Origin of the sequence: Promicromonospora sp. MEB111 (assembly GCF_030209445.1) — a bacterium.
Lineage (GTDB): Bacteria > Actinomycetota > Actinomycetes > Actinomycetales > Cellulomonadaceae > Promicromonospora.
The window spans coordinates 333,524-356,298 of sequence record NZ_JARVSD010000011.1 but is presented as its reverse complement, the minus strand read 5'-3'; the positions used below and the strand labels follow the sequence as shown (position 1 = coordinate 356,298).

Here is a 22,775-nt window from a genome sequence, read left to right as displayed (position 1 = left end):
GAGGGTGTTCTCCCGCAGCAAGACTTCGACTCCAGACGGCGTGACCCCCGTGGGCGACTCCCCGGACGAGGTGACGCCGACGTCCGACACGACGTCGGGTGCCGCCGCCGGCAAGGGCCGGCCGACGCCCAAGCGCAACGTCGCGCAGGCCGCGAACAAGCGTCCCCTGGTCCCGGACGACCGCCGGGCGGCGCGCAAGACCCAGCGCGAGAAGTCGCGCATCGACCGGGAGCGCTCCTACCAGGCGATGCAGACCGGCGACGAGCGGTACATGCCGGCCAAGGACAAGGGCCCGGTGCGCCGGTACGTGCGCGACTTCGTCGACGCGCGCTGGAACCTGGGCGAGTTCTTCCTGCCGGTCGCGTTCATCTTCCTGTTCGCGACGTTCTTCACGACGCAGTACCCGCAGCTCAGCATCTTCGTGATGCTCGGCCTGTACGGGTTCCTGTTCCTGACGATCATCGACGTGTGGCTGCTGTGGCGTTCGCTGAAGAAGCGCCTGACGGCCAAGTTCGGTGAGGTCCCGCGCGGCCTCGTGATGTACACGGTCACCCGCGCCTACCAGCTGCGCCGCTCGCGGCTGCCCAAGCCGATGAGCAAGAAGCGCGGCAACTACCCGGAGTGATCCTGCGGCCGCTGCGGCAGAACCGCTGAGAGACCTGTGGCGAGACGGAACCGGCTGGTTCCGTCTCGCCACAGGTCTATCCGGGCGGACCCGGGGAGGTCAGGCGAGGCGCTTCTTCGGCATGCCCTCGAGGGTCTTGGCCGGGTCGCGCTCGACGACGCCGTCGAGGGCCTCGTCGATCTGCTTGAGCAGCTCGTCCGGGATGGTCACGCCCGACGCCTTGACGTTCTCCGCGACCTGCTCGGGGCGGGACGCGCCCACGAGCGCGGCGGCCACGTTGTCGTTCTGCAGCACCCAGGCCACGGCGAGCTGCGCCATGGACAGGCCCAGCTCGTCGGCCACCGGCTTGAGGTTCTGCACGGCGGTCAGGGTCTCGTCGCTCATGAAGCGGCTGATCGTCTGCGCGCCGCCCTTCTGGTCCGTGGCCCGCGAGCCGGCCGGCGCGGCCTGGCCCGGCAGGTACTTGCCGGAGAGCACGCCCTGCGCCATGGGCGACCACACGATCTGCGAGACGCCGACCTCCTTCGAGGCGGGCACGACCTCGTCCTCGATGACGCGCCACAGCATCGAGTACTGCGGCTGCGACGAGATGAGCTGGAAGCCGAGCTCCTTGGCGAGCGCGGCGCCGGCGCGGATCTGGTCGGCGGTCCACTCGGAGACGCCGATGTAGAGGGCCTTGCCCTGGCGGACGACGTCGGCGAACGCCTGCATCGTCTCCTCCAGCGGCGTCTCCACGTCGTAGCGGTGCGCCTGGTACAGGTCGACGTAGTCGGTGCCGAGCCGCGTCAGGGAGCCGTTGATCGACTCCAGGATGTGCTTGCGCGACAGGCCCGTGTCGTTGGGGCCCTTGGGGCCGGTGGGCCAGTACACCTTGGTGAAGATCTCCAGGGACTCGCGGCGCTCGCCCTTCAGCGCGTCGCCGAGCACCTGCTCCGCGACCGTGTTGGCGTAGACGTCCGCGGTGTCGAAGGTGGTGATGCCGGCGTCGAGGGCGGCGCGGACGCACGCCGTGGCGACGTCGTTCTCGACCTGCGAGCCGTGGGTGAGCCAGTTGCCGTAGGTGATCTCCGAGATCTTGAGACCACTGTTGCCGAGGTACCGGTAGTTGACCATGGCATCACCCTATGACAACGGTCGAATCGCTTTGACCCACTTTCACGCACCGGAACGACCACGTGCACCCAGGATGCCGATCGGGGCCCGGTCCCGGCGCTCAGGGCTCGAACCTGGCCCGGTACAGCGACGCCGTTCCGTCGCCCGGGCTCTCCACGTGCCAGGCGACGAGGTCGCCCGCGACCGCTGCCGAGACCGCGCGATCGTTCGGGACCACCCCGAAGTGGTCCACCACCTGGGGCTGCCCGTCGCCGACCGCGTCGGCGACCAGGTAAACGGTGTCGCCCTTGTTCCCCGCCGTGCTCCACACCACGTCGCCCGCCGACACGTCCAGCGAGGTCACGACCTCCCCGGCGGTCTCCGGTCCGAAGACCCGCTCCCGGCCCGTCTCACGGTCCAGGACGTGGACCATCACGCCGTCGTTCCAGGCCACGAGCCGGTCGGACACCGCGAGCTCGCGCCCCCAGTAGGCACCGGTGCCGGGCCTCGCCGGGGCGGCGGGCCGAAGTGTCTCCGTGCGCCCGTCGTCCCGGTGGGAGGTGATGGCGTACCGCATCGTCCCGTCGGCGACCCGCTCCACCGTAGTGACCACCAGCTCGTCGTCGTGGGTCGCGAACGTCCGGACGCCCGTCGCGACGACCTGCTCGGGGCCGGTGCCGTCCACCGCCGTCGCCGAGACGGTGCGCACGAGCTCGCCGTCCGGTCCGGGCGCCTCGGTCAGCCAGGCGACCCGTCCGGCGGTGAGCCCGAGCGACGGGTCACCGAGGACCGCGCCGTCCGCCGCGTGATCCGAGGCGCGGTGCTCCGCCACGGTGAACCGAACCGATTCCGGTCCACGCACGCGGATCGCCCACACGCCCGGGTCGCCCTCGGTGACGGGCGAGTCGACCCAGGCCAGCCAGCTGTCCTGGCGCACCGCTGAGAGGACCACGGTGCTCAGGCCGCCGAGCGCGCTCGAACTCTCGTACTCGCCGGCATGCGGAATCCCGTCCTCCTGGATCTCCACGATCTCGATCACGGACGAACCGGCACTCCCGGCCAGGTCAGGGTTCCCGGACTCCGCGAACGACTTCACCATGAAGTACGAGCCGTCCTCGGCGAGCGTCGCCGTGGCGGTCCCGTCGCCCGACACGGCGAAGGTCTCGCGCAGCGGCTCCACCTCGGCGGAACCGACAGGCGCGGCGGTCAGGCCTGGCCCGGGTGCCGCGTCGTCACGCCGTTCGAGCAGCCGCTCGATGCCGGTCACCTCCCGGAACCACTCGCTGCCCGGCAGGGCGACCTCCCCCAGGCCCGGCACGCGCACCGGCCCCGCCAGGAACCACACGAGCAGGAGCGCGGCGACGCCCGACGTCGCGCCCTGCGCGGCCCGACGACGGCGCAGCGACGCCTTGCTGCCCCGCAGCACCGCGGCGGCGTCCAGGGCGGGCGCGTCGACCGCCTCCAGGTCCGCCTCGGTGACGAAGCCGCGCAGCCGCTCCAGCGCGCGGGCGTTGGTCGCCTTGACCGTGCCGACGCTCCGGCCGAGCTCCGCCGCGACGTCCGCCTCCGAGAGGTCCAGCAGGTGCCGGAGCACCACGACGCGCCGCTGCTGCGGCGCGAGCCGCGCGAGGGCGCGGACGAGCGCGTCGCGGAGCTCCACCTCGCCGGCCCGGTCCGGGGTGGTCCCCACCGGGAGGCGGTCGTCGCCCGGCACGACCTCGCGCCGGGTGTGCCGCCACGTGTCGATGCGCAGGTTGACCAGGACCCGCCGGGCATAGGCGCGCGGCTCGCGGTCCCGTACCCGGTCCCAGACGCGGTAGGTGCGCTCGAACGCGGTCTGCACCAGGTCCTCGGCCCGGTGGCTGTCGCCGGCCAGGAGGTACGCGGTGCGGTACAGGTAGGGTCCGGCCGTCTCGACGAACGCGACGAAGTCGTCGTCGCGCGCCCGGGCCACGCGGACCGTGGCGCGCCCGGTCTCGGTCTGCCCGGTCTCGGCGTGCCCGGCCTCTTCGGTGTCGGTGCTCATGTCCCCCACCACGGTCACCGAGGCTCGCAGGTTTACCGGCCGACGGCGAGGGCGGGCCGCGCGACCACCCCACGAGACTCACCCCATGACACTCACCCCATGAGGCTCACCCCACGAGGCCGCGCGGCGCGAGCCACCGCGCGGCGACCTGGACCACCGGGCCCACGCCGAAGGCGAAGACCACGGTCGCCCACCCGAACGTCCCGCCCAGCAGCACCCCCACCACGACCACCGTGACCTCGATGACGGTCTTCACCAGCCAGACGGGCCAGCCTGTGCGCTGCACGATCCCGGTCATCAGCCCGTCCCGCGGCCCCGGCCCGAGCCGCGCCCCGACGTAGGCCGCCGTGCTCACCCCGAGCAGCACCGTCCCGCCCAGCGCCAGCACGATCCCGGTGGCGAGCGCCGGCTCGGGCAGCAGCCGTTCGAGCACCCACAGCGAGGGGTCGATGACGAGGCTGATCACGATGATGTTGGCGATCGTGCCGATCCCCGGCTTCTGGCGCAGCGGGATCCACGCGAGCATCACCAGCAGCCCGACGCCGAGCACGACCCAGCCGTACGCCAGCCCGGTCCGGTCCACGATGCCCTGGTCCAGGACGGCCCACGGCATCGCGCCCTGGCCCGAGTGGAGCATCAGCGCCGTGGCGACGCCGAAGCCCACGAGCCCGAGCAGGAGCTGGACGCCGCGGCGCACCGGGTGCATCAGGACCGGGGCGCCGGGCGCGGCAGCGGCGATCGCGGTGTCGGTCGCAGGGGCAGGCTCGGCCGGGCGGCCGGTGGTCGTCGTCATGTCCCCATGGTGCGGGGCCATTGGCCTTGTCATCCAGGGCCAATCGCGCAAGAGTGGCCCCTATGTCCGCCGCGACCCCGACCGTGCTGCGTCAGCTCTCCCCCGCCACGACCGCCCGCCTGCTCGGCTCGTGGCACGCGGGCGGGCCCGCCTACGTGGCCCTCGCCGACGCCCTGCGCGCCGCCGTCCTGTCCGGCACGCTCGCCCCGAACACCCGCCTGCCCAGCGAACGTGAGCTCGCGGCGACGCTCAAGGTGTCGCGCACCACGACGTCGGGCGCATACGCGCGGCTGCGCGAGCTGGGCTTCGCGGTCAGCCGCGTCGGGTCGGGCACGGTCGCCACGCTGCCGCAGCGCAGCGCCGATCCCGCCCCCGGCCGGCCGGCCGGGGGCGACGCCCCGGTGGCCGACGACGCCCTGCGGGCCGTGACGCCCGCGGGCCTGCCGTCCGGCGTCGGGCACCTGGACCTGTGGCAGGCCACCCCGCCCGCGCCACCAGAGCTGCACGAGGCCTTCGCGCGGGCCCTGGAGCGCCTGCCCGCCTACCTCGACTCGGGCGGCTACGAGCCGCACGGCCTCACGCCGCTGCGCGAGGCCGTCGCCGCGCGCTATCGCGAGCGCGGCGTGCCGACCACGGCCGACGAGATCCTGGTGACCACCGGCGCCCAGCAGGCGATCGCGCTGCTGGCGCACACCCACCTGCACCCGGGCGATCGGGCGGTCGTGGAGTCGCCCACCTACTTCCATGCCATGGAGTCGATGCGCGACGCCGGGGGCCGGGTGGTCGGCGTGCCCACGGGTCCGCTCGACGTCGACCTGCTCGCCTCCACGGTGCGGCGCGCCCAGCCGCGGCTGGTGTACCTCGTGCCGGACTTCCAGAACCCGACGGCGTTCGTGATGTCCGCCGGCGAGCGTGCGGCGGTCCGGGAGATCGCCGACCGGTACGGCGTCACGGTCGTGGGCGACGAGACGCTCGTCGAGCTCAACCTGTCGGACGTCGAGCTGCCGCCCGCGTTCGCCGGGGACGGGACGTCACCGCACGTGGTGACGGTGGGGTCGGCCTCGAAGGCGTTCTGGGGCGGGCTGCGCGTCGGCTGGGTCAGGGCGCACCCGCAGGTGATCGCCCACCTCGCGCGGGCGCGGCAGTCGGCGGACATCGCGACGGCCGTGCTCGAGCAGCTCGCCGTGGTGGAGCTGCTCGGGCGCCACGAGGAGGTCATGGCCGGCCGGCGCCGGATGCTGCGCGAGCGGAGGGACCTCCTCGTCCACCGGCTCCGGGAGGCGTTCCCCTCCTGGGACGTGCCGACGCCGCAGGGCGGGCTGTTCTGCTGGGTCGACCTGGGCCGGCCGGTCGCCCAGGCGTTCGCCGCCGCGGCGGCCGCGGAGGGCGCGCTCGTGGCGGCCGGGCCGATCTTCAGCCCCGAGAGCACCGGCTCCGCGTCCCGCGTGCGGCTCACCTTCACGCGGTCACCGGCCGAGCTGGCCGACGCCGTGCCGCGGCTCGCCCGGGCCTGGAGCCGGGTGGTGCCGTCCGGCAGGGCGAGGCGCTAAGCCGAGGCGCTATGCCGAGGCGCTGACCCGAGGCCGCGGGGCCTCAGGGGATCCGCAGCTCCACACCCGGCGCGGCCTGCGTGCCGTCGTGCAGCAGGCTCGCCAGCACGGCGCCGGCCGTGGCCAGCTCGCGCCAGTGCTCACCGAGCCACTGCTCGGCGTCGTACTGCGCGGTGAAGACGGGCGTGACGGGGTCGCTCAGGCGACGCCCCTCGGCGTCGTCCAGGGCCCACTCCCACTGCGGACGGATCACTCGTACCTCCCACTAGCCGTCGAGCCGGCCGACCGGGTCAGGGCGCGGTTGATCTCCGACGCCCACAGCGGCCCCTCGTAGACGAACGACGTGTACCCCTGGGTCAGGTCGGCGCCGGCGCGCAGGTACGCGCGGACGTCGTCGGCCCGGGTGATGCCGCCCACGCCGATGATGACGGGGCCCGTGCCGAGCCGCTCGCGCAGGCGCGCGACCACCTCGATGCCCCGGCCGAGCAGCGGCGGGCCGGACAGCCCGCCCGGGCCGCGGTCGTGCCCGATGGTCGTGTTGACCGCGACCACGCCGTCGAGCCCCAGCTCCAGCACGAGGTCGGCAACGGCGTCGACGTCCTCGTTCGCGAGGTCGGGGGCGATCTTCACCAGGAGCGGGATCCTGCGGCCCGTGCCCTTGCCCGCGGCCGTCCCGGTGGTGGCCTCGTCGGCGGCGGCGCGGACCGCCTCCAGGATGGGCCGCAGCGACTCGGTCGCCTGCAGGTCACGCAGGCCGGGGGTGTTCGGCGACGACACGTTGACCACGAGGTAGTCCGCCCAGGGAGCCAGCAGCCGGGCCGACGTCGCGTAGTCGGCGGCGGCGAACTCGGGCGGCGTCACCTTGGACTTGCCGATGTTGGCGCCGACCACGATCGCCCGGCCCGCGGCGGTGCGGCGCAGCGCGCGCAGCCGGTCCGCGGCCGCGGCCGCGCCCTCGTTGTTGAAGCCCATCCGGTTGCGCACGCCCCGCACGTCGAGCTCGCGCCACATGCGCGGCTTGTCGTTGCCGGGCTGCGGGCGCGCGGTGACGGTGCCGATCTCGACGAACCCGAAGCCGAGCATCGTCAGGCCCCGGACGGCGCGCGCGTTCTTGTCGAACCCGCCCGCCAGGCCGAACGGCGCGGGCACCACGCGGCCGAAGAGGCGCACGCTGCCCGGGCCCCCGGCGCGCTGGCCCAGGTACGGGGCGAGCGCGCCCTGCGCGACGTCCCGCAGGACCGGCACCTTCCCGGCGCGCTCGATCAGCGAGAACGCGATCTCGTGGGCACGTTCCGGGTCCATCCGGCGGAAGACACCGTTGAACAACAGCGAGTACGGCCAGCTCATGCAGTCCTCTCCTCGGACGTGCTGCGCGACGTCCGCCACAGCCACCACAGCCCCACGAAGGGCAGGACCAGGGGCACGTAACCGTAGCCCTGGCCGAATCCGGACCAGACGGTCGACTCGCCGAACACGTCCGGGTCGGCGAGCGACAGCGCCCCGATCGTGACCACGCCGACCGCCTCGATCCCGACGGTGATCCACGCCGTCACGCGCCAGGCGGGCGTGCCGATCGCGAGAGCGAAGGTCGCGACCACGTAGACCGCGGCCGCGAGCGTGGAGAGCGTGTACGCCACGGGCGCCTCGCCGAACTTCACGACGAGCTCGTAGGACGAGCGGCCGAGGGCGGCGAACGCCAGGATCCCGTAGATGGTCACCAGGACGCGGCCGAAGCCCCGCCCGGTCCGTCGTCCGGCTGTCCGTTCCGTCATCGCCATCAGGCCCCCGTCCAGATCTGCCACATGCGCCACTCGAGGAAGGCCACCGTCAGGGACGCGACGAGCAGCACCACCGAGCTCCACTTCGTGCGCTCCGCGAAGGCCCACGCGGCGGCGACCGGCAGGATCACCAGTGTCGTGGCGAAGTACCCCCAGAACAGCACCGGGTCGCTCGCACCGCCGCCGCCCGCACCCTGGACGATCGCGACGACGCCCTGCACGAGCAGGAAGAACTCGATGACGGCGCCGCCCCAGAGCTGGTTCAGGATGACCGCGCGGTCGCGGGCGACGAACCACCCGGCCCACCCGGCCAGGACCACGCAGAGCGCGACCACGAGGAGCAGGAGGGCAGGGATCACGTCCTGCAGACTACCGGGCGGTCCCGGTGGGGCGGCAATCGGATCGTGCGTGACCTGCGCCTCCATGAGGCCGGGCGAGGGCGTGTACGGGCGGCGTGCGGGGCAGTGCACGGGCCCCGTCCCGGCCCGAGGTCCGGCTGTCGGAGGCCCGGGATACCATCGGCTGCGTGACCGACGTGACCCTCTCCAGCAAGAATCCCACCGCCGTGAAGGCCGAAGCGCTCGTGGTGGCGACCGCCCAGACGTCGGACGGCGTAGCCGTCGTGTCCGACCAGCTCCCCACGGACCTCCTGACGCAGCTCGAGACGCTCGCCCCGCAGCTCGGCGTCACCGGCGCGCGCGACGAGGTACGCAAGATCCCGGCCGGCGACAAGCTCGCCGCCGACGTCCTCGTCCTGACGGGCCTGGGTGAGCGCGCCGAGGACGGCACGTTCGCCGCCGAGACGCTGCGCCGCGCGGCAGGCGCGGCGACCCGCGAGCTGGTGGGCCTCAAGTCCGCCGCGATCGCCCTGCCCGCGTCCGACGACGCGGAGATCACCGCCGTCACGGAGGGCGCGCTGCTGGGCGCCTACACCTTCAACCGGTACCGCACCGCCGGCAAGGACGCCGCGAACGGTACGAAGGACGCGAAGAGCAACGGCAAGGACGCCGCGAAGAACGGCAAGGACCCGGTCGCCGCGATCGAGATCCTCACCCCGCTGCACAAGAACGCGAAGGCCAAGCTGGCCGCCGAGCGCGCCGAGATCCTCGCCGCGGCGGTCCACGCCACGCGCGACCTGGTCAACACCGCCCCCAACGAGCTGTACCCGGCCACGTTCGCCGACGCCGCGAAGGCCGCGGCCAAGGACGTGAAGCACGTCAAGGTGACGGTGCTGGACGACAAGCAGCTCGCGTCGGGCGGCTACGGCGGCCTCACGGCCGTCGGGCAGGGCTCGTCGCGCGGCCCGCGCCTGGTCAAGGTCGCCTACGCGCCCGCCAAGCCGGACGCGAAGGTCGCGCTCGTCGGCAAGGGCATCACGTTCGACTCGGGCGGCATCTCGATCAAGCCGGCCGCCGGCATGGAGGCCATGAAGTCCGACATGGCCGGCGCCGCCGCCGTGCTGTCCACGGTGATCGCCGCCGCCAAGCTGAACCTCCCGGTCGCCGTCACCGGCTACCTCTGCCTCGCCGAGAACATGCCGGGCGGCAACGCGCAGCGTCCCGCCGACGTCATCACGATCTACGGCGGCAAGACCGTCGAGGTGCTCAACACCGACGCCGAGGGCCGCATCGTCATGGCCGACGGCCTCGTGTCCGCCGTCGAGGACGGCCACGACGTGGTGCTCGACATCGCCACCCTCACGGGCGCCCAGATGGTCGCGCTCGGCAACCGCACGTCCGCCGTCATGGGCACCGACGAGGTGCGCGACGAGGTCAAGGCCGCCGCCGACGCGTCGGGCGAGCTCTTCTGGCCCATGCCGCTCCCGGAGGAGCTCAAGGCCAACATCAAGTCCAAGGTGGCCGACGTCGCCAACTCCGGCCCGCGCTGGGGCGGCATGCTCAACGCCGGCCTGTTCCTGCAGACCTTCGTGGGCGACCACCCGTGGGCGCACCTGGACATCGCCGGCCCCGCCTTCAACGAGGGCGGCGCGCACGGCTACACGTCCGGGGGCGGCACCGGCGTCGGCGTCCGCACCCTCCTGGGCTTCGTCGAGGGCCGGGCCGCCGCGAAGTAGCTACTTCTTGCGCTGGGCGCTGTTCCAGTCGCGCATCCGCTGGGGGTAGCCGGTGAACCGTACGTTGTACACCGGCACCCCGAGCTGGTTCGCGATGTCGAACGCGGTGCGCTCGTCGGGCACCCGGCGGCGCGTCCACTCACCGGTGCTCGCCACGAGCAGGATGGTGCTGGGGATGTCGGTGGTCGGGGGCTCCACGTAGGCCTCGACCCCGACGCGCGAACCGATGAACTCACCGAGGTGCGCCAGGGTCTGGCGGCGCGCGTCGTTGCCGGTAGGGCGGGATCCGCTACCGGGTGCGGAGCGTCGCTGGAAGAAGCGCGCGAGCGAGCTACGGGACTGGCGGGGCATGCACCGAGGGTACTAGCGAGACCGGCGCTGTCCTAGGCATCTCCACGCACATCGCAGGAAACTCGCACCTTCTCGCCGCCGACCGTCCCAGCACGGACCGGGCACGGAGCGGGCACGGACCGGGCACGCCGTCCTGTCACAGGGCCGCCGGAGCGTCAATGTCGCCACGGTCACACCCGACAAGCCGCGTACACGATTGGGGCCACGCCCGCTGAAGTGTCAAGATGGCATGCGGCGACAACCCACGCAGCCGACGAAGCCGAGCGGTCACCGCCGCAGAGTCAACGAGGAGCCAGCACGTGCCTACGCATGACAGTCCGACCACGTTCGACGTCGTCGTGCTCGGCGGGGGAAGCGGCGGCTACGCCACCGCGCTCCGCTCCGCACAGCTGGGCCTGAGCGTGGCCCTCGTGGAGGAGGGCAAGCTCGGCGGAACGTGCCTGCACGTGGGCTGCGTCCCCACCAAGGCGCTGCTCCACGCCGCCGAGGTGGCCGACGCCGCCACGCACGGCGCGCAGTTCGGTGTGCGCACCTCGCTGGACGGCATCGACATGCCCGGCGTGCTCGCCTACAAGGACTCCGTGGTCGCCGGCCTCTACAAGGGCCTGCAGGGGCTGATCGCCTCGCGGAAGATCACCGTCGTCGAGGGGCACGGCACGCTCGCCTCCCCCGGCGTCGTCGAGGTCACCGCCGCGGACGGCGCGAAGACCAGCTGGACCGGCACCCACGTGGTGCTCGCGACCGGCTCGTACGCGAAGACGCTGCCCGGCCTGGAGCTCGGCGGCCGCATCCTCACCTCCGACCAGGCGCTCACGCTGGACACCGTGCCCAAGTCGGTCGTGGTGCTCGGCGGCGGCGTGATCGGCGTGGAGTTCGCCAGCGTCTGGAAGTCCTTCGGCGCCGACGTGCAGATCGTCGAGGCGCTGCCCCACCTCGTCCCCAACGAGGACGTCGCCCTCTCGAAGGCGCTGGAGCGCGCGTTCCGCAAGCGTGGCATCAAGTTCTCCCTGGGCGAGCGCTTCGCCCAGGCCAAGCAGTCCGACGACGGCGTCCAGGTCGAGCTGGAGTCGGGCACCACGTTCGACGCCGAGCTTCTGCTCGTCGCCGTCGGGCGCGGAGCGCGGACCGCCGACCTCGGCTACGAGGCCGCCGGTGTGCGCGTCGACCGCGGGTTCGTGCTGACCGACGAGCTGCTCCGCACCGGCGTCCCGACGCCGGCCGGCGGGCAGGTCTGGGCCGTCGGTGACATCGTGCCCGGCCTGCAGCTGGCCCACCGCGGGTTCGCGCAGGGCATCTTCGTGGCCGAGCAGATCGCGGGCCTGTCGCCCGCACCGATCGACGAGGCGACGATCCCGCGCGTCACCTACTGCGAGCCGGAGGTGGCGTCGGTCGGCGTCACAGAGGCACGGGCCGCCGAGCTGTACGGCCCGGACGGGGTGGAGACCATCGAGTACAACCTGGCGGGCAACGGCAAGAGCAAGATCCTGGGTACCCAGGGCTTCGCGAAGCTCGTGCGCCGCAAGGACGGACCCGTGGTCGGTATGCACCTGATCGGCTCGCGCGTGGGCGAGCTGATCGGCGAGGGCCAGCTCATCGTGGGCTGGGAGGCGTTCCCTGAGGACGTCGCCTCGCTCGTCCACGCACATCCCACCCAGAACGAGGCACTCGGAGAGGCACACATGGCACTGGCCGGCAAGCCTCTGCACGCCCACAACTGACCATAACGACAAAGGAGACCCCACAGGTCATGTCTGAGAACGTGCAGCTGCCGGCCCTCGGCGAATCCGTCACCGAGGGCACTGTCACCCGCTGGCTCAAGGCTGTCGGCGACGAGGTCGCCGTCGACGAGCCGCTGCTCGAGGTGTCGACCGACAAGGTCGACACCGAGATCCCGTCGCCGATCGCCGGCGTGCTCGAGCAGATCCTCGTCCAGGAGGACGACACCGTGGAGGTCGGCGCCACCCTCGCCGTCATCGGCGACGGCTCCGGATCCGGTGCCGCCCCGGCAGCGCCTGCCGCCGAGCCCGCCGCTGCCGAGGCCCCCGCCCCGGAGGCGACGCCCGAGCCGGCCGAGGCCGCTCCCGCCGAGGCACCCGCGGCGGAGTCGCCCGCCCCTGCCGAGGCTCCGGCCGAGGCGCCCGCGCCGGCTCCGGCCGGTGCCGGCACCGACGTGCCGCTGCCCGCGCTGGGCGAGTCGGTCACCGAGGGCACCGTGACGCGCTGGCTCAAGGAGGTCGGTGACGACGTCGCCGTCGACGAGCCCCTGCTCGAGGTCTCGACCGACAAGGTCGACACCGAGATCCCGTCGCCCGTCGCGGGGACGCTCCAGGAGATCCTGGTCAAGGAGGACGAGACCGTCGAGGTCGGCGCCATCCTGGCCCGCGTCGGTTCCGGCGCCGCCGCTCCGGCTGCTGCTCCGGCGCCTGCTGCTCCGGCTCCGGCCCCCGCCGCTGCTGCACCGGCCGCCGCTCCGGCTGCTCCGGCACCCGCTGCCCCAGCACCCGCTGCCCCGGCGCCCGCTGCTCCGGCTCCGGCACCTGCCCCCGCGCCTGCCGCGCCGGCACCGGCCGCGGCCGCTCCGGCGCCTGCTGCTCCGGCGCCCGCCGCCGCTGCTCCCGCCGCCGCGGGCGGTCGCACCATCGGCTCGTACCTGACCCCGCTCGTGCGCAAGCTCGCCGCGGAGAAGGGCGTCGACGTCGCGGAGGTGAAGGGCACCGGTGTCGGTGGCCGCATCCGCAAGGAGGACGTGCTCGCCGCCGCCGAGGCCAAGGCCGCCCCGGCACCCGCCGCCGCTGCCGCACCTGCTGCGAAGGCGCCCGCCGCGACCAAGCTCGAGGTGTCGCCGCTGCGCGGCACCACGGAGAAGATGTCGCGCCTGCGCAAGATCGTCGCCGAGCGCATGCTCGAGGCCGTCCAGTCGCAGGCCCAGCTGACCACGGTCCTGGAGGTCGACGTCACCCGCGTCGCGAAGCTCCGGGGGAAGGCCAAGGAGTCGTTCGCCGCGCGCGAGGGCGCGAAGCTGACCTTCCTGCCGTTCTTCACGCTGGCCGCCGTCGAGGCGCTCAAGGCGTACCCGAAGATCAACGCCACGATCGACACCGAGAAGGGCGAGATCACCTACCACGGCTCGGAGAACGTCGGCATCGCCGTCGACACCGAGCGTGGCCTCGTGGTCCCGGTCATCAAGAACGCGGGCGACCTGAACCTGGCGGGCATCGCCCGGCAGATCCAGGACCTGGGTGCGCGCACCCGCGCCAACAAGGTGACGCCGGACGAGCTCTCGGGCGGGACGTTCAACATCACGAACACCGGCTCCGGCGGCTCCCTCATCGACACGCCGATCGTGCCGCTGGGCCACGCGGCCATCCTGGGTACGGGCACCATCACCAAGCGCCCGGTCGTGGTGACCGACGCGGAGGGCAACGAGAGCATCGCGGTGCGCTCGATGGCGTACATCTTCCTGTCCTACGACCACCGCCTGGTCGACGGTGCGGACGCCGCGCGCTTCCTCACCGCGATCAAGAACCGGATCGAGGAGGGCGCGTTCGAGGCCGAGGTCGGTCTCTGACGACGTCCCACGGGTCGGCCGGGTAGCTCACGCACCTGACGCCGACCCCGCAGCAGCGGGTGGTGGCCGGTTCCGGGTTCGGGACCGGCCACAGCCGTCTGTCCGCTGTCGGTGCCATGCCGTCGGTGCCCCGCCGTCGGGCAGGCTAGATTCGCGGCATGGACGTAGTCGTGGCCGGGTCGCACGGCCTCATCGGCTCCGCGCTGGTCGCGGACCTCGTCGCCCGAGGGCACGGCGTGCGCCGCCTGGTGCGGCGCGGGAGCGAGTCGTCCGGTTCCGCCGAGGCCGCCGCGGGCCCGCGCGGCGTCCGGCACGTGCCGTGGGACCCGCGCACCGGCGAGCTGGACCAGGCCGCGCTGGAGGGCGCGGACGCCGTCGTGAACCTGGCCGGGGCGGGGATCGGTGACCACCGCTGGACCCCGGCCTACAAGCAGAAGCTCCTGGGCTCGCGCACCACGACGACGAGCCTGCTCGCCCGCACGATCGCGCGCCTGGACGGCCCGCCGGTGCTGGTCAACGCGTCGGCGATCGGGGCGTACGGGGACCGCGGGGACGAGGTCCTGACCGAGGCGTCGGAACGTGGGGACGACTTCCTCGCGGGCCTGGTCAAGGCCTGGGAGAACGCCACGGCGCCCGCCACCGCCGCCGGGGCCCGCGTCGTCTGGCTGCGCAGCGGCATCGTGCTCGCGCCGTCGGGCGGGGCGCTCGGCAGGCTGCTGCCGCTCCTGCGCCTCGGTGTGGGCGGGCCGCTCGGCAATGGCCGGCAGTGGTGGAGCTGGATCACGCTCACCGACGAGGTCGCGGCGATCCGCCACGTCATCGGCGCGGACGTGCGCGGCCCCGTCAACGCCGTGGCGCCCGAGCCCACCACCAACCGGGACCTGACCCGGGCACTCGCCCAGGCCCTCCACCGGCCCGCTGCCCTGACGGTGCCCCGGTTCGCCCTGCGGATCGCGCTCGGAGAGTTCGCCGGCGACCTCGTGGCCTCCCAGCGGGTCGTCCCCGCGGTGCTCAACCGCACCGGGTTCACCTGGACGCACACCGCCCCCGAGGAGGCGGCGCGCTGGGTCGTCGGACGCTGAGCCGGCCCGGCGCGCCCGGCGGGCCCGGCGGACCGGACCGGCCCGCCTGGCAGCACCGGGTCAGCGGACCTCGCTGACCCGCCAACCGGCCGGCGTCCAGACCAGGGTCAGGTCGGCGGACTCCTTCGATGCCGGCACCGCCGTCTCGCCGTCGGCGGACACCTGCCGGTGCGCGGTGATCGTGTACTGGATCCGCACGATCGCCTCGATCGGCACCTTCTTGGCGGACGTCTGCTCGGCGGCGTCGTCCGACGTCTGCACCGTCTTGCGCGACGCCGTGGTCGCGCTCTGCACGGCCGACGCGGCACCAGGGCCCTGGGTCACGACCTCGATGGACTCCACCTCGGCGGACGCGCCGACCACCTGGGACCGGTTCTGCTTGAGCTCGTCGAGGATCTGCTGGTCGGCAAGGTAGGCCGGCGAGCCCTCCAGGTTGACCGTGCTGATGTCGGAGACGGCGCCCGCCAGCAGCGCGAGGCGACGCTCGGTGAGCTCGACCGCGGCGCCTGCCGGGTCCTTGGCGTTGCTCACCGGGTTGATGCCGCCCCAGACGGGGGTGGAGGCCTCGGGTGAGGGCGCCGCGACGGCGGGCTCCTCGCCGCCGAACGCCTCGGGCAGGGCGGTGACCCCCGCCGTGATCCCCGTGACCACGCCGGCGGCGATCATGACCGTCGCGAGCACGGAGCCCGCGGTGACGCGCGGCTCGGCGGCCCGCGCGCCCGGTCGTGCGCCGGCGGCCCGGCCCGTGACGGGCATCGTCGCCCGGCGCCGCGCGCTGGTCGCCCAGGAGCGTGCGTCGACCGCCGCGATGGAGCCTGTCAGCGTCTTGGCCGCGGAGCGCCAGGCCGACGGCGTGTGCGCGCCGAGCGGCACGTGACCGGCGATGGGCACGGGACCGCTGATGGCGGCCGAGACGAGGGCGGAGGCGTCCGGGAGGCGCACCGGCTGCGGCGTCACGGCGTCGTTCGCGAGCGCCGCGAGCGTGCCCGGCTCGGGCCGGTCGCGCGGGTCCTCCGCCCGGGCGCGGGCCAGGACGGCCCGCAGCGCCTGGTCGGCCTTGGAGTCCAGGCTCGGCCCGGGGAAGCCCAGCACCGACTCGACCAGTGTGGCCAGCGAGGTGACGTCGACCGGGTCGTCGCTGTGCTCGGGCAGCGTGACGCGCGGGCGCAGCACGGCGCTCCCGTCGCTGCGCAGCAGCACGTCCGTGGGCCGCACGCCGCCGTGGACCAGGCCCACGCTGTGCAGCGCGGCGAGCGCCTGCGCGATGGCGACGGTGATCCCGGCGCCCTCGGCGGCGGTCAGGGGACCGCGCGAGCCGACGGCGGTCGGCAGGTCGACCGCGCCCGTCCGCGACAGCCGGACGTCGAGGTTGTCCGGGCCGTTCGGCGAGATGGCGATGAGCGGCACGAGATGGGGGTGGTCCAGTGTCGCGAGGGTGTCCAGGCGGCGCACCAGAAGCTCCCGTGCCGCGGCCTCGGTGGGGACGGCTACGCGGACCAGTTCCGCGGATTCGATGTAGTGCACCCGATCATGAGAACTCCGTGAATCGGAGCCCGCTCTTTATCCACAGGATTTGCCGAATTCGACGCCCTGTGGGTGAACTCCTGGGTACACGCAGGGAATCACACGTCGACGAGCCGCCCCTCCTTGGCCGAGACCCGGGCCGCGTCCAGGACCTCCGCGGTCCGGACGGCGTCGGCGGGATCGACGGGCACGTCGGCCTCGCCGGCGAGCCACTCGGCCACGGCGGAGTAGAAGTCGCCGTGGCCGCCGCGGGGCTGCGGCACGGCGGTCCGCTCGCGGCCGCGGGTGAGCCAGCCGTGGGTGCCCTCGGGCTGGTCGTCGTCGAGCACGTCGAAGGGCGACGCGTCGCCCTCGAACGAGTTCACCAGGTACGCGCCCCCGTCGCCGAGCACACGGGTGCGCGGTCCGGGGGCGCCGACCAGGGAACCGGCCCACAGCCGGGAGACCACGCCCTTGGCGGGCGGCTCGACGCCGAACAGGACGTCGGCGGCCGCGGCGCGCCCCGGGACCGCACCGGGCCTGGTGCCCGGCGCGGCGTGGTGCAGCACGAGGAACACGTCGTCCTCGGTGGGCGTCGAGAGCGAGCGGGTCTCGGCGTACACGGAGACCACCGGCCCGAACAGCTGGGTGGCCGAGTCCACGAGGTGCGGGCCGAGGTCGAGCAGGAGCCCGCCGCCCACGACGTCGTTCTCCTTCCACCGCTGCTGGGGCTTGGGCCGCCAGCGCTCCCAGTGCCGCTCGAAGGTGTGCACCTTGCCGAGGTCGCCCCGGTCCAGAAGGGCCTTCAGCGTGAGCTGCTCCGGGTCCCAGCGCCGGTTGTGGAACACGGTGAACGGCGTGCCCGACGACGACGCCGCGGCCACCACCCGGCGGGCCTCCGCCGCCGTGGTCGCGATCGGCTTGTCCAGCACGAAGGGCTTGCCCGCCACGGAGACGGCGTTCGCGTGCTCGGCGTGCAGGGAGGAGGGGCTGGCGATGACGACCAGGTCGTAGAGACCGGGCTCCGCCAGCATCGAGGGCAGGTCGTTGAAGAGCCGCGCGCCGGGCCAGTCACCGGCCGCCTGGACGCGCCGTCCCGAGTCGCGCGCGACGACCGCCGTTACCGACATACCCGCAGCTCGCGCCAGCCGAGCGTGAATTTGCCTGCCCGCGCCGCCGTAGCCGACAATCCCGATCCGAAGTGCCATGGCCCCATCGTGCCCCGCGGGACGCAGCGACGCGAGATTACTGGTCAGCCGCTTAATTCCCGTAACACAACTCTGGCAGACTGGGGCAAGAGGTGCGTTTCGCACGTTCTTAGACTTTGTCCGGCCATCTTTGGTCGGACCAACGGCCGACAGATTGAGGGGCTCGTGTCCGCCACAGCCAAGAAGTCCAGCCAGACCCGTAAGACCCTGCAGCTCGTGCTCATCGCCGTCGCGGCGCTGGTGCTCGCCGGCAACTTCGTCGTCAAGTCCCTGGGTGACGACGTCGCCCCCGCCGAGGGCGCGGAGGGTTCGGCCCTCGCGGCGCTGGACACGCTGACCGTCCAGGACGCCGCCACCGAGGACGGCTACGACCGCGAGTCCGACTTCGGCAGCGCCTGGCAGGACGCCGACGACAACGGCTGCGACACCCGCAACGACATGCTCCAGCGCGACCTCGACGACTTCGTGCTCACCGACGGCGACTCGTGCCAGGTGGCCTCCGGCACGCTCGACGACCCGTACACGGGCGAGACCATCGAGTTCGAGCGGGGCGAGAACTCCGGCGCCGTGCAGATCGACCATGTCGTCGCCCTGATGAACGCGTGGACCACCGGCGCGGCCGACTGGGACAAGGACAAGCGCGTCGCCATCGCGAACGACCCCCTCAACCTCGTCGCCTCGGACGGCCCCGCCAACATGGGCAAGGGTGCCAAGGACGCCTCGGAGTGGCTGCCGGAGAACCAGGCCTACCGCTGCGAGTACGTGGCGCGGCAGATCGCCGTCAAGGCCAAGTACGAGCTGTGGGTCACGCCGGCCGAGCACGACGCCATGGAGGACGTCCTGACGAGCTGCCCGGCGGAGACGCTCCCGGCCTCCTGACGGGGCGGATCCTTTCTGACGGTGGATCAGCAGGCAGTCGGCGACCATCACCGGACCGCACGCAGTCGTCCCCGGCCTGCTGAACGCCACTCAGCACCATTGGCCCGGCAGACCCTGGTTGAGGTGGCAGCAGAGGCGTAGCGCGACCACAGGTCCGGGTTCGGCGAGGTTGTGCACAGGCTCGGCCCGCGCGCCGTCGACGGCGGGTTCCGCGGTGATCTGATCCCCGCATGCGTTCGCTCACCGCGGTCCCCCAGATGCTGCACGACCTCGCCGCCAGACAGGAAGGCCTCGTCTCCGTGCGGCAGTGCTACGCCGCAGGCGTCGACCGGCGGCGCATCGGACGGCTCGTCGACCGCAGTGTCTGGCGCAGGGAGGGTGGCCGCGTCGTCGACACCGACCCCGCTCCGCCGGCCACGCGGGTAAGGGACGACTACTTCGACCATCTCCGACGCCGGTCCGCGGTGAAGGGTCTGCTCGTCTGGCCGGGAACGGCTGCCGTCGGGTGCGCCGCACTCGCCCTGCACGGCGTCGCCGGCCTGCCCCGGCGCATCGACCCCGAGGTCTCGTTCCCCCCGGGGCACTCGCCATCAGGGGCGGGACGGCGTGCTCGTGCGCCAGTACGGGAACTTCGGGTCCCAGGTCCACGGCTCCTGGCGCATCGCGAAGGTCGAGTGCGCGCTGGCCCAGGCCCTGCCCGGTCTCTCGCGGGACGACGCGGTCGCCGTGGTCAGCAGTGCCCTGAACAAGGGCCTGCTCGGCACGACCGGGCGCGCCGACGTCGAACGGCTGCTGCGCGGGCGCCGGGGATCCGTGGAAGCCGTACGTCGGCTCGGCCTCGCGGACGGCGGGGACGAGTCCCCCGCGGAGACACGTACCCGCCTCTCCTGCATCGACCACGGCGTACCCCCGGACCGCGTCCAGGTTGAGTTCCGAGAGAACGGGAAGTTCCTCGGCCGCTGCGACCTCGGCTGGCGGCTGCGTGACGGGCGATGGCTCGTGGTCGAGGTCGACGGCGTCGGACCGCACTCCACACCGGAGGCCCTGGTCAAGGACGCACCCCGGCAGAACCGGCTGCTCGCGACCGGGAAGATCGTGCTGCTGCGCTTCAAGCCGGCCGACAACGACCTCCCGGGAGGCATCGGGGCGGTCGTCGCTGCCCGTCTCAAGCACCTGGGCGGCCACTCCCCAGAACCCGCGCCCCGACTGTCTCCGGTCCACCTGGACTGAGTGCGGTTCAGCAGGCCGAAGGCGACCGCGACCGGGCCCCTGACGGCCGTCGATCTCCTGCTGAACCCTGATCAACACGCTCTCGGCGGCGGCCCGGCGGCGCGGGTCTAGGCTTGCGCGCATGGACATCCGACACCTCACCGGGCACGTCGAGTACCACGAGGGCTGGGACCTGCAGCGACGCACCCACGAGGGCGTCCGCGCGGAGGACCTGGCCGACACCGTCTTCTTCCTGGAGCACGAGTCCGTCTACACGGCGGGCGCGCGCACGCACCGCGACGAGTACCCGACCGACGGCACCGAGGTCGTCAAGGTCGACCGCGGCGGCAAGATCACGTGGCACGGGCCGGGCCAGATCGTGGCCTACCCGATCATCAAGCTGGCCAAGCCGTTCGACGTCGTCGAGTACGTCCGCACGCTGGAGCAGGCGGTGATGGACGTGTGCGCCGCGTTCGGCGTGGAGACCATGCGGGTCGAGGGCCGCTCCGGCGTCTGGGTCGCCGCCGACTCCCCCGACGTGCCGAACCCCCGGCTCGAACGCAAGGTGTGCGCCATCGGGGCCCGGGTCGCCAAGGGTGTGACCATGCACGGCCTGGCCCTGAACTGCGACGCCGACCTGGCCGCGTTCGACCACATCGTGCCGTGCGGCATCCCGGCGGAGGACGCCGACGTCACCTCGCTGACCGCCGAGGCCGGCCGGCGGGTGACGGTCGACGAGGTCCGGCCCCTCCTGGAGGCGGCCCTGATCGAGCGCCTCTCGCCGCTGCTCGCACGGGACTCCGCGCCGGCCGAGGCCGTCGCCGCGTCAGCGTGACGAACGCCACGTGCCGCCCCGGGGACGGCCGCGCGACGGCGGTCTCCCGAGGCTTAGGCTGGGCCAACCCGCTGACCTGGGAGGGATCTGCGTGACCATCGCACCTGAAGGCCGACGCATGTTGCGCATCGAAGCGCGCAACTCGGCCACGCCCATCGAGAAGAAGCCCGAGTGGATCAAGACCCGGGCGGTGATGGGACCCGAGTACCGCGACATGAAATCGCTCGTGAAGGGCGAGGGCCTGCACACGGTCTGCGAGGAGGCCGGCTGTCCCAACATCTTCGAGTGCTGGGAGGACCGCGAGGCCACCTTCCTCATCGGCGGTGACCAGTGCACGCGCCGCTGCGACTTCTGCCAGATCGACACGGGCAAGCCCGCCGACTTCGACAAGGACGAGCCGCGCCGCGTGGCGGAGTCCGTGCGGACCATGGGCCTGAAGTACTCGACCGTCACGGGCGTCGCCCGCGACGACCTGGCCGACGGCGGCGCCTGGCTCTACGCGGAGACCGTCCGCCAGATCCACGCACTCAACCCCGGTACCGGCGTGGAGCTCCTCATCCCGGACTTCAACGCCATCCCCGAGCTGCTCGACGCCGTCAACGAGTCCCGCCCCGAGGTGCTCGCGCACAACGTGGAGACCGTGCCGCGGATCTTCAAGCAGATCCGCCCGGCCTTCACCTACGAGCGGTCGCTCTCGGTCATCACCCGGGCCCGCGACGCCGGCCTGGTCACCAAGTCCAACCTGATCCTCGGCATGGGCGAGACCGTCGACGAGGTCAAGCAGGCGCTGCAGGACCTGCACGACGCCGGCTGCGACATCATCACGATCACCCAGTACCTGCGCCCGTCGCTGCGCCACCACCCGGTGGACCGCTGGGTGCGGCCGGAGGAGTTCGTGGAGCTGTCCGAGGCAGCAGAGGAGATCGGCTTCCTCGGCGTCATGGCCGGGCCGCTGGTGCGCTCGTCCTACCGCGCGGGCCGGCTGTGGGGCCAGGCGATGACCAAGCACGGCCGCGCGATCCCCGAGGCGCTCTCGCACCTCGCACAGCCCACCACGTCCCGTCAGGAGGCGGCGAGCCTGCTGGCGCGCTGACCCGGCACGCCGAACCCTCGCAGCGCACTAGAATCGATGACCATGGCCCGAACCTCGTCCGGAGGCGAAGCGCGCGACGACGCGTCCGTCACCAAGCAGAAGAAGCCCAAGAAGCGCCGCTGGTATCACCAGCTGTGGGACGTCTACCAGATGACCCGCAAGCAGAACCCGCTCGTCACCTGGTGGATGCTCGCCGCGTTCATCGGTGTGGTGGCGGTGGCGCTGCTCATCGGCGTGCTCGCGGGCCCGTGGGTCTACGCGCTCGTCATCGGCGTGCCGTTCGGCGTGCTGGCGGCGATGTTCGTGCTGTCGCGCAGCGCAGAGAAGGCCGCCTACACGCAGATCGCCGGTCAGCCGGGTGCGGCGCGCGCCGCGCTCGGCACCGTGCGCGGCGGCTGGACGTTCGAGGACGAGCCCGTGGCCGTCGACGCCCGCAACCAGGACTTCGTGTTCCGGGGTGTGGGCCGAGCCGGCGTGGTGCTGGTCTCCGAGGGTCCCTCGCACCGCGTGACGCGCCTGCTCGACCAGGAGCGCAAGAAGGTCAGCCGCATCCTGTCCAACGTGCCGGTCACCGTGATCCAGTGCGGCGACGGCGAGGGCCAGGTGCCGCTGACCAAGGTCGCGCGAGCCGTCACCCGGCTCAAGTCGACGCTGACCCGGGCCGAGGTGGCCGAGATCAGCAAGCGCCTCAAGGCCATCGGCGGCATGAAGCTGCCGATCCCCAAGGGCATCGACCCGACCCGGGCCCGCCCCGACCGCAAGGGCATGCGCGGTCGCTGACCGGCTCCCGGCCGGCACCGGCCGGCCGCGGACGCCGTCGGGCAGCCGAGCGGCCTGACCTCGAAAGGGGCGCCTCCCGTACGGAAGGCGCCCCTTTTGCGCACCCGGCGGCCGTCCGATGGACGGACGCCGCCGGGCCGCGGCATGTGAGTTCTGGCACGCTGTGATAACGCTGCCGGAGCTACCACCAGCACATCTCCCCACGGTTACACGGTCGAGAGGCGCGAGAAACACTCCGGCAACAATCAGTAACCCGAGAGAAACCACCTGCCCTTAGGTTCGTGGCGATCCGCGTGCAAGCCTGCCCAGCCGTTCGGCGTCGTGCGACG

Annotated in this window: 21 protein-coding genes; 11 read left to right on the top strand and 10 right to left on the bottom strand. The window is 72.9% G+C overall.

What is annotated here, in order from left to right:
- The first annotated feature begins 4 nt into the window (after nucleotides 1–4).
- Nucleotides 5–625: a DUF3043 domain-containing protein gene (locus QRN56_RS14335; protein WP_285104319.1), complete on the top strand. Its 621-nt coding sequence runs from the start codon at nucleotides 5–7 to the stop codon at nucleotides 623–625.
- A 99-nt stretch (nucleotides 626–724) separates the two neighbouring features.
- On the opposite strand, the gene QRN56_RS14330 is transcribed toward QRN56_RS14335, so the two are convergent.
- From QRN56_RS14330 to yczE, 3 genes are all read right to left on the bottom strand, one after another.
- Nucleotides 725–1,738 carry an aldo/keto reductase family protein gene (locus QRN56_RS14330; RefSeq protein ID WP_285104317.1) on the bottom strand — a complete coding sequence of 338 codons (1,014 nt, stop codon included), beginning with the start codon at nucleotides 1,736–1,738 and terminating at the stop codon, nucleotides 725–727.
- A 100-nt stretch (nucleotides 1,739–1,838) separates the two neighbouring features.
- Nucleotides 1,839–3,743 carry a SigE family RNA polymerase sigma factor gene (locus tag QRN56_RS14325; RefSeq protein ID WP_285104315.1) on the bottom strand — a complete coding sequence of 635 codons (1,905 nt, stop codon included), beginning with the start codon at nucleotides 3,741–3,743 and terminating at the stop codon, nucleotides 1,839–1,841.
- Between the two features lie 106 nt (nucleotides 3,744–3,849).
- The gene (gene yczE, locus QRN56_RS14320) at nucleotides 3,850–4,536 is read right to left on the bottom strand and encodes a membrane protein YczE (protein WP_285104313.1); all 687 of its coding nucleotides are present in this window, start codon (nucleotides 4,534–4,536) and stop codon (nucleotides 3,850–3,852) included.
- A 62-nt stretch (nucleotides 4,537–4,598) separates the two neighbouring features.
- On the opposite strand from yczE, the gene yczR reads away from it, so the two are divergent.
- Nucleotides 4,599–6,086, top strand: a complete 1,488-nt coding sequence (gene yczR, locus QRN56_RS14315) for a MocR-like transcription factor YczR (RefSeq protein WP_285104311.1) — start codon at nucleotides 4,599–4,601, stop codon at nucleotides 6,084–6,086.
- A 43-nt stretch (nucleotides 6,087–6,129) separates the two neighbouring features.
- On the opposite strand, the gene QRN56_RS14310 is transcribed toward yczR, so the two are convergent.
- The 4 genes from QRN56_RS14310 to QRN56_RS14295 are packed head-to-tail and all read right to left on the bottom strand — an operon-like array spanning nucleotide 6,130 to nucleotide 8,223.
- Entirely contained in the window at nucleotides 6,130–6,339 is a 210-nt protein-coding gene (locus QRN56_RS14310) for a hypothetical protein (RefSeq protein WP_285104310.1), read from the bottom strand.
- Nucleotides 6,336–7,433 carry a quinone-dependent dihydroorotate dehydrogenase gene (locus QRN56_RS14305; RefSeq protein WP_285104308.1) on the bottom strand — a complete coding sequence of 366 codons (1,098 nt, stop codon included), beginning with the start codon at nucleotides 7,431–7,433 and terminating at the stop codon, nucleotides 6,336–6,338. The genes QRN56_RS14310 and QRN56_RS14305 overlap by 4 nt, the downstream gene beginning before the upstream one ends.
- The gene (locus QRN56_RS14300) at nucleotides 7,430–7,858 is read right to left on the bottom strand and encodes a hypothetical protein (RefSeq protein WP_285104306.1); all 429 of its coding nucleotides are present in this window, start codon (nucleotides 7,856–7,858) and stop codon (nucleotides 7,430–7,432) included. The genes QRN56_RS14305 and QRN56_RS14300 overlap by 4 nt, the downstream gene beginning before the upstream one ends.
- A gap of 5 nt (nucleotides 7,859–7,863) precedes the next feature.
- Complete coding sequence (locus QRN56_RS14295) at nucleotides 7,864–8,223, bottom strand: hypothetical protein (protein ID WP_285104304.1); 360 nt, start codon at nucleotides 8,221–8,223, stop codon at nucleotides 7,864–7,866.
- 167 nt (nucleotides 8,224–8,390) lie between these two features.
- Here QRN56_RS14295 and QRN56_RS14290 point away from each other — a divergent pair, with 167 nt between their 5' ends.
- Nucleotides 8,391–9,938: a leucyl aminopeptidase gene (locus QRN56_RS14290; protein ID WP_285104302.1), complete on the top strand. Its 1,548-nt coding sequence runs from the start codon at nucleotides 8,391–8,393 to the stop codon at nucleotides 9,936–9,938.
- Here QRN56_RS14290 and QRN56_RS14285 read toward each other — a convergent pair whose 3' ends face one another.
- Nucleotides 9,939–10,289 carry an oxidoreductase gene (locus QRN56_RS14285; RefSeq protein ID WP_285104300.1) on the bottom strand — a complete coding sequence of 117 codons (351 nt, stop codon included), beginning with the start codon at nucleotides 10,287–10,289 and terminating at the stop codon, nucleotides 9,939–9,941. It lies immediately after the preceding gene.
- Between the two features lie 299 nt (nucleotides 10,290–10,588).
- Here QRN56_RS14285 and lpdA point away from each other — a divergent pair, with 299 nt between their 5' ends.
- The 3 genes from lpdA (at nucleotide 10,589) to QRN56_RS14270 (ending at nucleotide 14,939) form a co-directional block, all read left to right on the top strand.
- On the top strand, nucleotides 10,589–12,007 hold the full coding sequence (gene lpdA / locus QRN56_RS14280; protein WP_285104298.1) for a dihydrolipoyl dehydrogenase: 1,419 nt from the start codon (nucleotides 10,589–10,591) through the stop codon (nucleotides 12,005–12,007).
- Between the two features lie 29 nt (nucleotides 12,008–12,036).
- Nucleotides 12,037–13,857: a 2-oxoglutarate dehydrogenase, E2 component, dihydrolipoamide succinyltransferase gene (gene sucB, locus QRN56_RS14275; protein ID WP_285104296.1), complete on the top strand. Its 1,821-nt coding sequence runs from the start codon at nucleotides 12,037–12,039 to the stop codon at nucleotides 13,855–13,857.
- A 158-nt stretch (nucleotides 13,858–14,015) separates the two neighbouring features.
- On the top strand, nucleotides 14,016–14,939 hold the full coding sequence (locus QRN56_RS14270) for a TIGR01777 family oxidoreductase (RefSeq protein ID WP_285104293.1): 924 nt from the start codon (nucleotides 14,016–14,018) through the stop codon (nucleotides 14,937–14,939).
- Between the two features lie 60 nt (nucleotides 14,940–14,999).
- Here QRN56_RS14270 and QRN56_RS14265 read toward each other — a convergent pair whose 3' ends face one another.
- Together QRN56_RS14265 and QRN56_RS14260 are read right to left on the bottom strand one after the other, a co-directional pair.
- The gene (locus QRN56_RS14265) at nucleotides 15,000–16,463 is read right to left on the bottom strand and encodes a serine/threonine-protein kinase (RefSeq protein WP_285104291.1); all 1,464 of its coding nucleotides are present in this window, start codon (nucleotides 16,461–16,463) and stop codon (nucleotides 15,000–15,002) included.
- Nucleotides 16,464–16,561: 98 nt separating this feature from the next.
- Entirely contained in the window at nucleotides 16,562–17,650 is a 1,089-nt protein-coding gene (locus tag QRN56_RS14260; protein ID WP_285104289.1) for a Gfo/Idh/MocA family oxidoreductase, read from the bottom strand.
- Between the two features lie 165 nt (nucleotides 17,651–17,815).
- On the opposite strand from QRN56_RS14260, the gene QRN56_RS14255 reads away from it, so the two are divergent.
- From QRN56_RS14255 to QRN56_RS14235, 5 genes are all read left to right on the top strand, one after another.
- Complete coding sequence (locus QRN56_RS14255) at nucleotides 17,816–18,529, top strand: HNH endonuclease family protein (RefSeq protein WP_285104288.1); 714 nt, start codon at nucleotides 17,816–17,818, stop codon at nucleotides 18,527–18,529.
- Between the two features lie 606 nt (nucleotides 18,530–19,135).
- The gene (locus QRN56_RS14250; protein ID WP_285104286.1) at nucleotides 19,136–19,759 is read left to right on the top strand and encodes a putative endonuclease domain-containing protein; all 624 of its coding nucleotides are present in this window, start codon (nucleotides 19,136–19,138) and stop codon (nucleotides 19,757–19,759) included.
- A gap of 121 nt (nucleotides 19,760–19,880) precedes the next feature.
- On the top strand, nucleotides 19,881–20,573 hold the full coding sequence (lipB, locus tag QRN56_RS14245; protein WP_285104284.1) for a lipoyl(octanoyl) transferase LipB: 693 nt from the start codon (nucleotides 19,881–19,883) through the stop codon (nucleotides 20,571–20,573).
- Nucleotides 20,574–20,664: 91 nt separating this feature from the next.
- Nucleotides 20,665–21,666 (top strand): lipoyl synthase, encoded by a 1,002-nt coding sequence (lipA, locus tag QRN56_RS14240; protein WP_285104283.1) that lies wholly within the window; start codon nucleotides 20,665–20,667, stop codon nucleotides 21,664–21,666.
- 42 nt (nucleotides 21,667–21,708) lie between these two features.
- The gene (locus tag QRN56_RS14235; RefSeq protein WP_285104282.1) at nucleotides 21,709–22,446 is read left to right on the top strand and encodes a DUF4191 domain-containing protein; all 738 of its coding nucleotides are present in this window, start codon (nucleotides 21,709–21,711) and stop codon (nucleotides 22,444–22,446) included.
- Nucleotides 22,447–22,775: the final 329 nt, after the last annotated feature.

What these genes read in the sequence shown, in the direction of transcription:
- QRN56_RS14330 (WP_285104317.1), bottom strand. Translation starts at nt 1,738, where the DNA reads ATGGTCAACTACCGGTACCTCGGCAACAGTGGTCTCAAGATCTCGGAG.
- QRN56_RS14325 (WP_285104315.1), bottom strand. Translation starts at nt 3,743, where the DNA reads ATGAGCACCGACACCGAAGAGGCCGGGCACGCCGAGACCGGGCAGACC.
- yczE (WP_285104313.1), bottom strand. Translation starts at nt 4,536, where the DNA reads ATGACGACGACCACCGGCCGCCCGGCCGAGCCTGCCCCTGCGACCGAC.
- yczR (WP_285104311.1), top strand. Translation starts at nt 4,599, where the DNA reads ATGTCCGCCGCGACCCCGACCGTGCTGCGTCAGCTCTCCCCCGCCACG.
- QRN56_RS14305 (WP_285104308.1), bottom strand. Translation starts at nt 7,433, where the DNA reads ATGAGCTGGCCGTACTCGCTGTTGTTCAACGGTGTCTTCCGCCGGATG.
- QRN56_RS14300 (WP_285104306.1), bottom strand. Translation starts at nt 7,858, where the DNA reads ATGACGGAACGGACAGCCGGACGACGGACCGGGCGGGGCTTCGGCCGC.
- QRN56_RS14285 (WP_285104300.1), bottom strand. Translation starts at nt 10,289, where the DNA reads ATGCCCCGCCAGTCCCGTAGCTCGCTCGCGCGCTTCTTCCAGCGACGC.
- sucB (WP_285104296.1), top strand. Translation starts at nt 12,037, where the DNA reads ATGTCTGAGAACGTGCAGCTGCCGGCCCTCGGCGAATCCGTCACCGAG.
- QRN56_RS14270 (WP_285104293.1), top strand. Translation starts at nt 14,016, where the DNA reads ATGGACGTAGTCGTGGCCGGGTCGCACGGCCTCATCGGCTCCGCGCTG.
- QRN56_RS14260 (WP_285104289.1), bottom strand. Translation starts at nt 17,650, where the DNA reads ATGGCACTTCGGATCGGGATTGTCGGCTACGGCGGCGCGGGCAGGCAA.
- lipB (WP_285104284.1), top strand. Translation starts at nt 19,881, where the DNA reads ATGGACATCCGACACCTCACCGGGCACGTCGAGTACCACGAGGGCTGG.
- QRN56_RS14235 (WP_285104282.1), top strand. Translation starts at nt 21,709, where the DNA reads ATGGCCCGAACCTCGTCCGGAGGCGAAGCGCGCGACGACGCGTCCGTC.